Source organism: Janthinobacterium sp. FW305-129 (assembly GCF_020858115.1).
Lineage (GTDB): Bacteria > Pseudomonadota > Gammaproteobacteria > Burkholderiales > Burkholderiaceae_D > Janthinobacterium.
On record NZ_JACYMM010000007.1, the window covers coordinates 148128 to 160930 of the forward strand.

Here is a 12803-nt window from a genome sequence, read left to right on the forward strand (position 1 = left end):
TGCTCGTGGTTCAAGCCGTCTCGGGAAAGAGCACGGCAGGCTGCTTGTTCGGCTGGCGCCAACGCAGGAGCTATCAAAGGAGGGAGGTACTTTGCGCTTTCCTTCGCTGGCATTATCCAGATCAGGTACGAAGGGTATCTCTCACCCGGATGACTGCTCCAGGACCCCTAGCGAAATGACAGCTTAGCATGAAGCACGGCCGGCTGTCCCACCGGCTGACCGTTTTACAACAGTGTCGACAAAATCTACAGACTCAGTTCCAGCACCTTGCGGCTGACGGCGGGCGTCACTTCGCGCTGTTCGCCCAGCGCCGTCATGCCGTGCGCTTCCAGGGCGGACACGACGGCGTCCACGCTGGCATGGTTCAGGCCATAGTCGGCCAGGCGCGTCTTGACGCCCATGTGGCGGAAGAAGAATTCCGTGCGCGCGATGGCTGCCTCGATGCGGCCATCCTCGTCGCCGCCATCGAGGCCCCACACGCGGGCCGCATATTGCAGCAGCTTGGCGCGCTTGGCCTGCTTGCGCACGCGCAACATGCTGGGCAGGATGATGGCCAGGGTCTGCGCATGATCGAGCTCGTACAGGGCCGTCAATTCGTGGCCGATGGCGTGCGTGGACCAGTCCTGCGGCACGCCCACGCCGATCAGGCCGTTCAAGGCCAGGGTGGCGCTCCACATCACGTTGGCGCGCACGTCGTAGTCGTCCGGCTGCGACAGCGCTTTCGGGCCTTCCTCGATCAGCGTCAATAAAATGCCTTCGGCGAAGCGGTCCTGCACGGAGGCATTGACGGGGTAGGTCAGATACTGTTCCATCACATGCGCAAACGCATCGACGACGCCATTGCCCACCTGGCGCAGCGGCAAGGTGAACGTCTTCGACGGATCCAGCACGGAAAATTTAGGATACACCTTGCGGCTCATGAATGAGCGCTTTTCCTGCGTGGCCTTGCGCGTGATCACGGCCGAGCCATTCATTTCGGACCCCGTGGCCGGCAAGGTCAACACGGTGCCGAAGGGCAGGGCCGCTTCGACGATCTTGCCGCCTTTGGCCAGGATGTCCCACGCCTCGCCTTCATGCAGGGCGGCCGCGGCGATGAACTTGGTGCCATCGACCACGGAGCCGCCGCCGACGGCCAGCAGGAAATCGATGCGCTCGCTTTTCACCATGGCCACGGCCTGCATCAGGGTTTCATAGCTGGGATTGGGTTCGATGCCGGCAAATTCCAGCACCGTGTGGCCGGCCAGCGCCGCCTTGACTTCGTCGTAGACGCCGTTCTGCCGGATGCTGCCGCCGCCGTAGGTCATCAGGACCCGCGCCTGCGGCGGGATCAGGCCGGCGATGGCGGCGATCTGGCCCTGGCCGAAGAGGATTTGCGTCGGATTGTAAAAGTCGAAATTGAACATGGGGCTCCTGCCGCTGAGGTTTGCGCTGTTGCTGAGCCATGATTATGGCCGAACGGGTGGAAACGTGTCGTGGACGCTTGAGCTTTTCGTCCGCGCGGTGGAGAATGCAGCCGATGTCACCACCACGCGAAAAGGAATGCGCATGACCACCGTCCCACTGGAAGAATCCGGCTTGCCGGCCACGGCGCTCGATATGCACCGCGCCATCGGCGCCACCATCGCCGCGCTGCAGGCGCTGGACTTGAACAGCCAGCGTTTCGAGGCGTGCACCGACCCCGAACTGCGCCGCGTGCTGGCGCATGCGGGCGACACCAGCCGCAAGGAAGCGGCCATGCTGCTCGAATGGATGCGCCGCCGCGACGCGCGCCTGGACACGGCCATGAAGGAAGCGCTGTTCAAGGCGGGGCCGATTGTTGCCCAGTATCACTATGACGAGAAAATATTGTAACTATTGGTTTGTTGCTGTAACGTACCATGCGCCACATTCGCATCGTTTCGCGTAGACTGTGCCCCGAACACGATTTTGGGGGAGTTTGCAACGATGAGATCATTACCATACCGAGAAGGCAGCTGGTTTGCCGTGCCCCTGCCGGGCGGCGGCTATGCCGTCGGCGTGGTGGCGCGCAGGGCGCCTGCCGGGCGCATCATGCTGGCGTATATGTTCGGGCCGAAGCGCGACAGCCTGCCCACGCTGGAAGAGGTGGAAGGCTTGCGGCCGGAACAGGCCGTGCGCCGTCTGCGCACGGGCGACATGGCCTTGCTCAACGAGCGCTGGCCCCTGCTGGGCGACAGCCGCCACTGGGAGCGCGACGCCTGGCCCATGCCGGCCTTTATCCGCCGCAATGAATCCTTGCAGCGGGCCTGGCGCGCCAGCTATGCGGACGCCGACCCTGCCAAGCTGAACCGCGAGGAATCGATCCCCTTCGATACGCCGGGCATGGAAAGCGATTCCCTGTACGGCTATGGGGCGACGGAATTGCTGATGAATAAATTGCTGGCGCCGGAGCAGGCGCCGGCATGATGGCTGCCGGGCGGCATCGGCGTTGGATTACGCACGGCGATGCCGTGCTAATCCAACCTACATAAATTATGCCGCCGGCAAGCTGATCTGAAACGCCAGGCCGCCGCCTTCGCGGTTGCGCACCTGCAATTCGGCGCCATGGCGCAGCAGCACGCGGTCGACGATGGCCAGGCCCAGGCCGGCGCCGTTGGCTTGCCCGCGCGCCGTGTCGAGGCGGGTGAATGGCTTCATCAGCTGCTCGATCTTTTCCGCCGGCACGCCCGTGCCGTGGTCTTGCACCTCGATAATCACCTTTTTCGCGCCGTGGCTGGTGCGCACCTGGCAGGCGATGTCGATTTCCGTCACGTCGCTGCCCGGCGTCTTGCCATAGCGGCGCGCATTCTCGATCAGGTTGTTCAGCACGCGGCGCAAGTCGGTGGGGTTGCCCATCGCGTGCGCGCCTTCGGCGATGCTGGCATTGATCTTCACGTCGGGCAGGCGCATCGCTTCGCGCGCCATGTCGTTGAGCAAACCGCTCAGGTCAACGTCCGTGAAGCTCGACGCTTCCGTCGGCTTGGCGTAGTCGAGGAACTGGCCGATGATGGCGTCCATTTGCCCGATATCGGACTGGATGCCTTCGCGCGCCTCGTCCGACAGATTCGCCATTTCCACTTCCAGCTGCATGCGCGCCAGCGGCGTGCGCAAGTCGTGTGAAATGCCCGCCAAAATCACGGCGCGGTCCGATTCCACTTGCTTTAAGTCATCGACCATCTGGTTGAAGCTGCGGTTTGCCTCGATGATTTCGATCGGGCCTTTTTCCGGCAGCGGCGCCGGCTGCTTGCCCTTGGCAATGTCGCGCGCGGCGGCCGTCAGGCGCGACAGCGGCAGATTGATCAGGCTGGAAATGATGGCCGCACCCAGCAAGGACAGCAGCGACACCAGGCTGGCCCAGCCCAGCCACTGGAAGCCCGTCAGGCCGCGCAGGCGCTCGCGGTCCAGCATCAGCCAGTATTCGTCGTCGTCGATCTTGAAGCTGACCCAGAAGCCGGCCACGCCGTTGACGCGCGCGGAAAAGCGCGTGTCCTTGCCCAGCTTGGCCTTCACCAGCGCCTCGATGTCGGGCATCAGGTAATTGTCGGGCGGCGGCTCGATGCGGTCGTCCTCTTCCAGCGAGAAGATGCGGATGCCTTCGTTGCTGACGAGGTCGAACAGCAGCTCGCGCCGCAGCTCGGGCGCCGAGTGCGTGAGGGCCGCATGCGTGATGGTGACGACGGAAATGATCTGGGCGGAAATCTGCTGCGCCTGCGGCTCGCGCTGGATGACGGAAATCATGCCGATCCAGGTGATCATGCTGACGGTGGTCAAAGTACCCAGCAGCAAAAAGGTGCGCCAGAACAGGCCGCTTTTCAGCCGCGCCAGGCTGATATCGGGAACAAGCTTCATCATGCCTCGCCAGCGATCAGCGCGGCTGTCCGTCCGGGATGAAGACGTAGCCGAGGCCCCACACGGTCTGGATGAACAGCGGGCTCGACGGATCTGGTTCGATCAGTTTGCGCAGGCGCGAAATCTGCACGTCCAGGCTGCGGTCGAACACTTCGTATTCGCGGCCGCGCGCCAGTTCCATCAGTTTTTCGCGCGACAGCGGTTGGCGCGCATGGCGGGCAAATACTTTCAATACGGAAAATTCACCGGTCGTCAGCGGCACCGTTTCGCCGTTCTTTTTCAGGGTGCGCGTGCCCAGGTCCAGCACGAAGTCGCCGAATTCGAAGGTTTGCGGCGTTTCCGACGGCGCACCCGGGATTTCATCGGGACCCTTGCGGCGCAGCACGGCGCCGATGCGGGCCACGAGTTCGCGCGGGTTGAACGGCTTCGGCAGGTAATCGTCGGCACCCATTTCCAGCCCCACGATGCGGTCCACGTCCTCGCCCTTGGCCGTCAGCATGATGATCGGCGTCTGGTCGCCCGCGCCGCGCAGGCGGCGGCAGATGGACAGGCCGTCTTCGCCGGGCAGCATCAGGTCGAGCACCAGCAGGTCGTAGCGTTCGCGCAGCCACAGCTTGTTCATGGCCGTCGCGCTCTCTGCCGTGAAGACATTGAAACCCTGTTCGGTCAGGTAGCGGCGCAGCAGGTCGCGCAGGCGCACATCGTCATCGACCACCATGATTTTTGCCTGGTGGCCATGGATCGATTGCGTTGTCGTGTTGCTGCCGGTAGTGGAGGTTGTGGTCATTTAGGGTGTCGTGTTATCGTATATTAGTTGCTATAGTAACGCCTCGCGCGGCGTCGGCAAGGGGCTGTGGCGACCCATTACAAAGTGTTACAAACTTTACCCAATTACTCTTACTGCACCGTGTAAAGCATCATACACTGGGGCCACAGTGGAAATCAGCTTTAAGTTTATACGGCATTGCGGAAGAGGAACTCAATGAATATCTTTACTAAAAAAATTCACGCCGCTCCCAGCGCAGCTATCGCCGCACGTACGGCTGTGCTGTCCGCCTTTGCCGTTTGCTCCGTGTTCGCCGCCAGCCTGGCGTCAGCGCAAAACCAGCCGCCGCCACGCCGTGACGACCAGCAGCAAATGCAGGCCCAGCGGTATGAGCAGGTACAGCGCAGCAACAGCAATGATACGCGACTGCGCGAACAGCGTGACGCACGCAGTTTCGACACGCGCGCCGAAGAGCAGCGCCGCGCCAGCGAAGGCGCCGACGCGTCGCGCCGCACGGGCCGCATGACGCCCGACGAACGGCGCGACCTGCGCCGCCAGATCAACGAAGTGGGGCAGGATATTTACTCGAATCCCCCGCGCCGTTGATGACATCCGGCAATACCTACTGCGCGTCGCGACTTGTGGCCTGCGATGCTCACTGTACTAAAATACAGTTCCGCTTCTCGGCCACAATTCACTTCCGCTCGCTACGGTCTTGCCAGATGTCGTGACTTTACCTGAAACATCCATCTCCATTTTTCATTCCCCTGTTTGTTGCGCCAGGATTATGCTAATCCGGCACACCGTCACGCCCCGTGATATTGTTCTAGTGCACTGAGACAATTCTCTGAATGTGTTGCCGGGGGAGGCGAGTGGTGAGCGACGACGACGTGCCCGTTCCTGATGCGGTCCCTGCTGCCGGCCTGCCGCGCGGCATCGTCCAGCGCGACGAGGGCGTGTTTTTGGACCTGTCGCTGGCGCCGGCGCAGTTGCGTGATGCCGTCGAGCAACTATTTCAGTCCGGGCAGCTGCTGGCCGGCCTCGATTACGGTTTGTTCCTGCTGACCCTGTTCCATGCCCCCGCGCCCCGCGCCGCGCCCAAGGGCGACGCCTTGCTGCGCATCGCCGTGCGCGTGGCGCCATTCCCGCCCCAGCGCCGCGCGTTATATAAACAGGTCAAGATCCGCGGCGACAGCGCCGAGTTTTACTTTGAAGCCTTGCCTGCCGATGCGGATGGCCAGGTGCCGGCGCGCCGCGAATTCGACGAGCTGGTGGCCGACCTGTGGTGCAAGGGCGTGCACTACGGCATCGATGGCGTGGCCGTGCGCGCCATTCTCGGCAGCGGCAAGGCCGAGCGCATCACGGTGGCGCGGGCGCTGCCGCCGCAGCCGGGGCGCGATGCCCGGCTGGCCGAAGTGTCGCAAGGCATCCACCGCGACGATGCGCCGCGCGAACGCTCCGATGGCCGGCTGGATTTGCTCAGCTTCAAGAACCGCTTTCCTCAAGTCAAGAAACACGCGCGCCTGCTGCGTCTGCTGCCAGGCGCGCCCGGCTTGCCCGGCTACGACCTGGCCGGCAAGCTGCTGCCGCCGCCCGCGCCGCTGGAGCTGGACCTGGCTACGGTGGCCGGCGCGGCACGGCCGTCGAGCATTTCAGCGATGGCGACTTCGTCGTGGCCACCCAGGCTGGTTACGTGAATGTCGATGAGGGCGGCAAGATTTCCATCGAGAACAAGATCGTCAGCCGCGAAGGCGTCAGCAGCCGCACCACGGGCAATCTGAAGCTGCGCGCCGCCTACGAGGAATATGGCGACGTGCAGGAGCAGCGCCAGCTTGACGGCAGCGACATCACCATCCATGGCGACGTGTATGGGCATTTGCACTCGCACGGCGGGCTGATCTTGTTGCAGCGCAACCTGGTGGGCGGCACGGCCTTCAATGAACACGGCGACGTGCGCGTCGAGGGCGTCGCTTCCGGCTCCGTGCTGCAGGCGCTCAGCGGCGAAGTGCACGTGAAGCGCGCCGAAAGCTGCGTCATCGCCGGCACGCGCGTGGTGATCGACAGCGCCAGCAATTGCGAGATCATCGCCGACGAGGTCGTCATTGAACTGGCTGAAGGCTGCGCCGTGGCGGCGCGCATCATCCGCATCGGCAGCGCCGGTCCGCGCAGGCAGGTGGAGATGCTGCTGTTCCCCTTGGTGCCCGATTTGAGCGTCCTGGAGCAGAGAATTGCGGAAAGCCTGGCGAAGGCGGCGCAATACCAGCAGTTGCAGCACAAGCGCCAGCAGGAAATCGATGCCATCGCGCAATTGCCCGAGGTGCGCAATTACCTGGCCCTGGCGGGCCAGCTGCGGCGCGGCGAATTGCAGCTGCAGCCGGCGCAACAGTTGCAGTACGACAAACTGGCCGCGCGCATCGCCCCCGTCCTGAAGGAGGTGGCGCGGCTGCGGCTGGAAGTCAAACAGTCGGAAATCCTGCACGCGCAGATGCTGGCGCTGGTGGCGCAGCTGCGCCAGGAGCGGCAGGCGACGGCCGGCCAGTCGCGCTGCACCCTGGGCCTGGTCGATGGCGAAACGACGGTGCGCGCCCTGGTCGTGCCACCTGGGCAGGCCAAGGTCTACGACCGGCCGCCGAAAGAGATCAAGGCGCTGTTGCGCAGCGCCACGCCGGTGACGCAAGCCGTGTTTGCGGACAGCACAGGCAGCCTGGACTGGACGTACCAGCCGCCGCCGTAGTTAATCCGTCACTTTTCCGCGCGACTGTTTCAAGACGCTGTGCGTGCTCTTGCTGTCGAGGCGGCGCCGCTGCGAGCTGCGCGTGGGCTTGGTGGCGCGGCGCACGGCGGGCAGGAAGGTCACGCTGTCGATGATTTCCTGCAGGCGCCGCAAGGCTTCTTCCTTGTTCTGTTCCTGGCTGCGCGACTGCTGCGCCTTGAGCACCAGCACGCCATCCTTGCTGATGCGGCTGTCGCGCAGGGCCAGCAGGCGCTCCTTGTACGCATCCGGCAGCGACGAGGCGGCAATGGGAAAGCGCAGATGGATGGCGCTGGACACCTTGTTGACATTCTGCCCGCCCGGCCCTTGGGCGCGAATGGCGGAAAATTCAACTTCAGCGGGATTGACGAGGTGTTGCATGGCCTGCCTGTGGGGAAACGATGGGGCTATTGTAAGGGAAGATGGCTGCGCCGGCGCAAGGCCGTGGCCGCACACGGTGCTGTCTTCCTGGAAAGTTGATGTTTCTCAACGCTGGCGGCGGCGATGCTGGTTAGCATGGGGCCAACGTTGCGCCACTGCGCATCTGGCAGCGCTTACCGGATGAAAGGAACACCATGCAGCCCACGACCACGCCTGGCGCCGCATCGGCCCAATACCTGACGCAGTACCTGAGCTTCCGGCTGGGCGGCCTGGAATACGGCCTCGATTATCGCTGCGTGCGGGAATTGCGCCCGCTGAAGGAACTTGACCGCTTTTCCTCGGAAGGGGAAGTGCTGCAAAGCGTGGCCGTCTCGCGCGGCGTGATCATTCCCATCGTCGACATGCGCGCCGCGTTCGGCAGCGCCCACGGCGCGCCCGACCCCGCCACCGACGTGATCATCTTGCAACTGAGCAATGGCGTGATGGGCATGGTGGTCGACGGCGTCACCGACATCGTCAGCCTGGCGCCCGCCGACATCGCCGCCGTGCCCGGTTTGGGCGAGACGGAAGCCGATTACCTGCTGGGCCTGGGCACGGTGGCGGGACGCAGGTTGATCCTCGTCGACATCGACCGCCTGATGGCGATCCGCAGCCCCAGCCCCATGCAGGTGGCATAAACAAAACGGCTTGAATGAGCCGTTTTATTGTTTTCACTGCATTTCCGACGCCTGACAAAACCGTCGCGAGCGGAAGGAAGTTGTGGCCGAGAAGCGCAACTGTACGAAGGTACAGTGAGCATCGCAGGCCGCAAATCCCGACGCGCAGCAGGTTTGGGCAGGTGTCTTCATCAGCCGAGTTTCTCCAGCTGATCCTGCAAATCGAGCCATTCCGCTTCCAGCTGCGCCAGGTCCTTGGTGAAGAAGGTCTGGTCGGCCAGCAACTGTTTCAGCTTGGCCTTGTTGGCCGCGTCGTAGATGGTTGGCTCGCCCAGCTTGGCGTCGGTTTCCGCTTTTTGCGCGTTGCGCTTGGCGATCTGCTCTTCCTGGCGCTTGATCTTGTTTTCGATCGGCTTGCGCAGGGCGGCCGTTTTCTGGCGCTCTTCCGCTTCCTTGCGCTTGTCGCGCACGGGTGCGGCAGGGGCGGCGGCCGGCGCAGGGACGGACGACGTTACGGGGAAATCGGTCTTGTTGGCCTTGCCGGCGGCCGGCAGCACATCGGTACCTTTACCCAGCTTGGTCTTGAACAGCCAATCCTTGTAGTCGTCCAGGTCGCCGTCGAACGGCTGCAGCTTGCCGTCGGCCACGATGATGAATTCGTCCGTGGTGGCGCGCAGCAAATGGCGATCATGGGAAACGACGACCAGCGTGCCTTCGAACTGGGCCAGCGCTTCCGTCAGCGCTTCGCGCGTTTCCAGGTCCAGATGGTTGGTCGGTTCATCGAGCAGCAGCAAATTCGGACGCTGCCAGACGATCAGGGCCAGCGCCAGGCGGGCTTTTTCGCCGCCCGAGAACGGGGCGATGGACGCGGTGACCATGTTGCCGGGGAAGTTGAAGCCGCCGAGGAAGTTGCGCAGTTCCTGCTCGCGCACGGTCGGCGCGATCTTGGCCAGATGCCACAGCGGCGATTCGTCGTGGCGCAGCATTTCCACCTGGTGCTGGGCGAAGTAGCCGATGTTGAGGCCCTTGCCCATGGTGGCGTCGCCCGTCAAAGGCATCAGTTCGCCCGCGATGGTCTTGATCAGGGTCGATTTGCCGGCGCCGTTCTGGCCCAGCAGGCCGATGCGCTGGCCGATCTGCAGCGAAAACTTGATGCCGTTGACGATGGTTTTATGCGTGATCTCGCCCGTCGCTTCGTTTTCGATCTTGTAGCCCGCGTCGACGTCTTCCATCACCAGCAGCGGGTTCGGGGCGCTCAAAGGCTCGCGGAATTCGAACGAGAATTCGGCGGCGGCGCGCAGCGGCGCCAGTTCTTCCATCTTTGCCAGCGCCTTCATGCGGCTTTGCGCCTGGCGGGCTTTGGAAGCTTGCGCCTTGAAGCGGTTCACGAACGATTCCAGATGGGCACGCTTGCGCTGCTGCTTTTCCAGCGCGCCGGCGGCCAGGATCATCTGCGCCGCGCGCTGGCGCTCGAAGCTCGAATAGTTGCCCGAGTAGCGTTTCAGCTTGCGCTCGTCGATATGCACGACCACGTTGACCACTTCGTCGAGGAAGTCGCGGTCATGGGAAATGATCAGCAAGGTGCCGGCGTAGCGTTTCAGCCAGTCTTCCAGCCAGATGATGGCGTCCAGATCCAAATGGTTGGTCGGTTCATCGAGCAGCAGCAGGTCGGACGGGCACATCAGCGCTTGCGCCAGGTTCAGACGCATGCGCCAGCCGCCGGAGAAGCTGGCGACAGGCTGCTGCATCTGGTCCAGGGTAAAGCCCAGGCCCAGCAGCAATTGCTCGCCGCGCGACTGCACGGTGTAGGCGTCCGCATCGGCCAGTGCGCTGTAGATTTCGCCGATGGCGATGCCGTTTTCCGACGTGGCCGGTTCCGATTCCAGGCGCGCCAGTTCCGCTTCCAGCTTGCGCAGGGTCACGTCGCCGTCGATGGCGTAGTCGAGCGCGGCACGGTCCAGCGGCGGGGTTTCCTGCGCCACGTAAGCCACGCGCCACTTGGCCGGGAAATCGATCTCGCCCTGGTCAGGGTGCAGTTCGCCGCGCATCATGGCGAACAGGCTCGATTTGCCCGCGCCATTGGCGCCGATCAGGCCGATCTTGTCGCCCGGATTGAGGGTGACATCGACTTGTTCGAGCAACGGTTTGATGCCGCGCATCAGGCTTACTTGTAGGAAACGTATCATTATTTTCTTTGTGTTTTAACCCAGAGGCGGAAACCTGGGGTCGTACCCTGAGGGTACGACCCCGGCATTTGCTGTTGGGTTGAGTGAGGTCGTGCGTTTGTCAATTAAACCAGCTTGAGCTGCTCGGCCGTCAGCAGGAACACCATGTCGTCGCCGGCGCTCGTCGTCAGCCAGGTCAGGCCCAGTTCGCCGAAGGCCGCTTCCGCGTATTCGCGTTCGTTGCCGATTTCAATCATCAGGATGCCGTCGTCCGTCAGGCGCTCGGCCGCGCCGGCGATGATCTTGCGCACCAGGTCCATGCCGTCGCTGCCGCCGTCGAGGGCGATTTGCGGTTCGGCCAGGTACTCCTGGGGCAGGGCGCCCATCGACGCGGAATTCACGTACGGCGGGTTGCTGATGATCAAATCATATTTCTTGGCCGGCACATTCGTGTACAGGTCCGATTCGATCAGGTTCACGCGGTCCTGCAATTTATACGTGTCGACGTTGCGCTTGGCCACGGCCAGGGCGTCGGCGGAAATGTCCACGGCGTCGACGCTGGCGTTCGGGAAGGCGTCGGCCATCATGATCGACAGGCAGCCCGAGCCGGTGCACAGTTCCAGGATGTTTTCCACGGCTTCCGGTTCCGCCACCCATGGCGAGAAGTATTCAGGGATCAGCTCGGCGATGAAGGAGCGGGGCACGATCACGCGCTCGTCCACGTAGAAGTTATACGTGCCCAGCCAGCCTTCCTTGGTGATGTAGGCGGCCGGCACGCGGTCGATGCTGCGGCGGTCGATGACCGCCATGACGCTGGCCACTTCCGACGGCAGCAATTTGGCGTCGAGAAACGGTTCGAGCTTGTCGAGCGGCAACTTCAACGTGTGCAGGATCAGATAGGCCGCTTCGTCGAACGCTTCGGCGCTGCCGTGGCCGAAAAACAGCTTGGCGGTGTTAAAACGGGTAACGGCGTAGCGCAGCAGGTCGCGTGGCGTGGAAAACGGGTTCGGGGTCATGGCATTCTCGAAAAGACGGTGTTCTGGCCCGCCGTGACGGGCCTCGGTATTCTGGTTCAGACGGGCAGCAAATGCTCCAGCGTGCGCCGGTAAATATTCTTCAGGGGATCGATGTGGCGCAGTTCGATGTGCTCGTCGATCTTGTGAATACTGGCATTGGGCGGCCCGAATTCTATCACTTGGGGGCAGATTTGCGCGATAAACCGGCCATCCGAGGTGCCGCCCGTGGTCGACAGCTCCGTCGTGAGGCCCGTTTCTTCCAGGATGGCGGCAGACAGCGCATCGGAGAGCGTGCCGCGCGGCGTGAGGAAGGGCAGGCCGCTCAGGGTCCACTGCAAATCGTATTGCAAGTCATGCTTGTCGAGGATGGCATGGACTCTTTCCTGCAGGTTTTCCGCCGTGCTGGCCGTGGAAAAGCGGAAATTGAAGTCGATCACCATGTCGCCCGGAATCACGTTGTTGGCGCCCGTGCCCGCGTTGATGTTGGACATTTGCCACGAGGTCGGCAGGTAATACTCGTTGCCCGCGTCCCATTTTTCCTCGACCAGGTCGGCCAGCGCCTGCGCCGCCTCGTGGATCGGGTTTTTCGCCAGGTGCGGGTAGGCGATATGGCCTTGCACGCCCTTGATCGTCAGCCGGCCCGACAGCGAACCGCGGCGGCCGTTCTTGATCATGTCGCCCAGTTGGGCGCTCGAGGTCGGCTCGCCCACCAGGCAATAGTCGATCTGCTCGCCGCGTGCCTTCAGTTGCTCGCACACGATGACGGTGCCGTCCGTGGCCGGGCCTTCCTCGTCGCTGGTGATCAGAAAGGCGATCGAGCCCGAGTGGTCGGGCGTGGCCGCAATAAATTCCTCGCAAGCAACAACCATGGCGGCAATCGAGGTCTTCATGTCGGCCGCGCCACGGCCGTACAGCTTGCCGTCGCGGTGCGTGGGAATGAACGGTTCCGAGCGCCATTGCTCGACGGGGCCGGTGGGCACGACGTCCGTATGGCCGGCAAAGACGAACACGGGGGACGTCGTGCCACGGCGTGCCCACAGGTTGGTGACGTCGTTCGACTGGATCGTCTCGCAGACAAAGCCCAGCGGCGTGAGGAGGTCGATCAGGTGCTGCTGGCAGCCCTTGTCGTCGGGCGTGACCGAGGACAGGGCGATCAGTTTTTCGGTCAGGGCGAGGGTTTTGGAGGTGGTCATGGTGTGGAGCGGGGTCGTACTCTTGGGA

General features: G+C 63.2%; 13 protein-coding genes and 1 riboswitch. Of the genes, 6 read left to right on the plus strand and 7 right to left on the minus strand.

Annotated elements, in window-relative coordinates; genetic code table 11:
* Nucleotides 1-81: 81 nt before the first annotated feature.
* Nucleotides 82-179: riboswitch (TPP riboswitch) on the minus strand.
* A gap of 66 nt (nucleotides 180-245) precedes the next feature.
* On the minus strand, nucleotides 246-1403 hold the full coding sequence (locus IGS61_RS15840; protein ID WP_230540443.1) for an iron-containing alcohol dehydrogenase: 1158 nt from the start codon (nucleotides 1401-1403) through the stop codon (nucleotides 246-248).
* Nucleotides 1404-1545: 142 nt separating this feature from the next.
* Between IGS61_RS15840 and IGS61_RS15845 the strand changes: the two genes are divergently transcribed.
* On the plus strand, nucleotides 1546-1851 hold the full coding sequence (locus IGS61_RS15845) for a ferritin family protein (protein WP_034750230.1): 306 nt from the start codon (nucleotides 1546-1548) through the stop codon (nucleotides 1849-1851).
* A 93-nt stretch (nucleotides 1852-1944) separates the two neighbouring features.
* Nucleotides 1945-2424, plus strand: coding sequence for an Imm26 family immunity protein (locus tag IGS61_RS15850; protein ID WP_230540445.1), 480 nt, complete (start codon nucleotides 1945-1947; stop codon nucleotides 2422-2424).
* 66 nt (nucleotides 2425-2490) lie between these two features.
* Here the strand turns inward: IGS61_RS15850 and IGS61_RS15855 are convergent, their stop codons facing one another.
* Nucleotides 2491-3849, minus strand: a complete 1359-nt coding sequence (locus IGS61_RS15855; RefSeq protein ID WP_230540447.1) for a sensor histidine kinase — start codon at nucleotides 3847-3849, stop codon at nucleotides 2491-2493.
* 13 nt (nucleotides 3850-3862) lie between these two features.
* Complete coding sequence (gene ompR, locus IGS61_RS15860; protein WP_223278807.1) at nucleotides 3863-4564, minus strand: osmolarity response regulator transcription factor OmpR; 702 nt, start codon at nucleotides 4562-4564, stop codon at nucleotides 3863-3865.
* 264 nt (nucleotides 4565-4828) lie between these two features.
* On the opposite strand from ompR, the gene IGS61_RS15865 reads away from it, so the two are divergent.
* The 3 genes from IGS61_RS15865 to IGS61_RS27850 all read left to right on the plus strand — a co-directional run bounded on the left by IGS61_RS15865 (nucleotide 4829) and on the right by IGS61_RS27850 (nucleotide 7346).
* The gene (locus IGS61_RS15865) at nucleotides 4829-5218 is read left to right on the plus strand and encodes a hypothetical protein (RefSeq protein WP_230540448.1); all 390 of its coding nucleotides are present in this window, start codon (nucleotides 4829-4831) and stop codon (nucleotides 5216-5218) included.
* A 269-nt stretch (nucleotides 5219-5487) separates the two neighbouring features.
* Entirely contained in the window at nucleotides 5488-6309 is an 822-nt protein-coding gene (locus IGS61_RS27845; protein ID WP_329958061.1) for a flagellar assembly protein A, read from the plus strand.
* Nucleotides 6285-7346, plus strand: coding sequence for a hypothetical protein (locus tag IGS61_RS27850; RefSeq protein WP_329958062.1), 1062 nt, complete (start codon nucleotides 6285-6287; stop codon nucleotides 7344-7346). Before IGS61_RS27845 ends, IGS61_RS27850 begins: the two co-directional genes overlap by 25 nt.
* On the opposite strand, the gene arfB is transcribed toward IGS61_RS27850, so the two are convergent.
* The gene (gene arfB / locus IGS61_RS15875) at nucleotides 7347-7745 is read right to left on the minus strand and encodes an alternative ribosome rescue aminoacyl-tRNA hydrolase ArfB (RefSeq protein ID WP_230540450.1); all 399 of its coding nucleotides are present in this window, start codon (nucleotides 7743-7745) and stop codon (nucleotides 7347-7349) included. It abuts the gene before it with no gap.
* Between the two features lie 194 nt (nucleotides 7746-7939).
* Between arfB and IGS61_RS15880 the strand changes: the two genes are divergently transcribed.
* Nucleotides 7940-8422: a chemotaxis protein CheW gene (locus IGS61_RS15880; protein ID WP_230540452.1), complete on the plus strand. Its 483-nt coding sequence runs from the start codon at nucleotides 7940-7942 to the stop codon at nucleotides 8420-8422.
* Between the two features lie 170 nt (nucleotides 8423-8592).
* Here IGS61_RS15880 and IGS61_RS15885 read toward each other — a convergent pair whose 3' ends face one another.
* The 3 genes from IGS61_RS15885 to dapE form a co-directional block, all read right to left on the minus strand.
* The gene (locus IGS61_RS15885) at nucleotides 8593-10587 is read right to left on the minus strand and encodes an ATP-binding cassette domain-containing protein (protein WP_230540458.1); all 1995 of its coding nucleotides are present in this window, start codon (nucleotides 10585-10587) and stop codon (nucleotides 8593-8595) included.
* 104 nt (nucleotides 10588-10691) lie between these two features.
* Nucleotides 10692-11582: a 50S ribosomal protein L3 N(5)-glutamine methyltransferase gene (gene prmB / locus IGS61_RS15890; RefSeq protein ID WP_230540459.1), complete on the minus strand. Its 891-nt coding sequence runs from the start codon at nucleotides 11580-11582 to the stop codon at nucleotides 10692-10694.
* Nucleotides 11583-11638: 56 nt separating this feature from the next.
* Nucleotides 11639-12775 carry a succinyl-diaminopimelate desuccinylase gene (gene dapE / locus IGS61_RS15895; RefSeq protein WP_230540465.1) on the minus strand — a complete coding sequence of 379 codons (1137 nt, stop codon included), beginning with the start codon at nucleotides 12773-12775 and terminating at the stop codon, nucleotides 11639-11641.
* Between the last annotated feature and the right edge of the window lie 28 nt (nucleotides 12776-12803).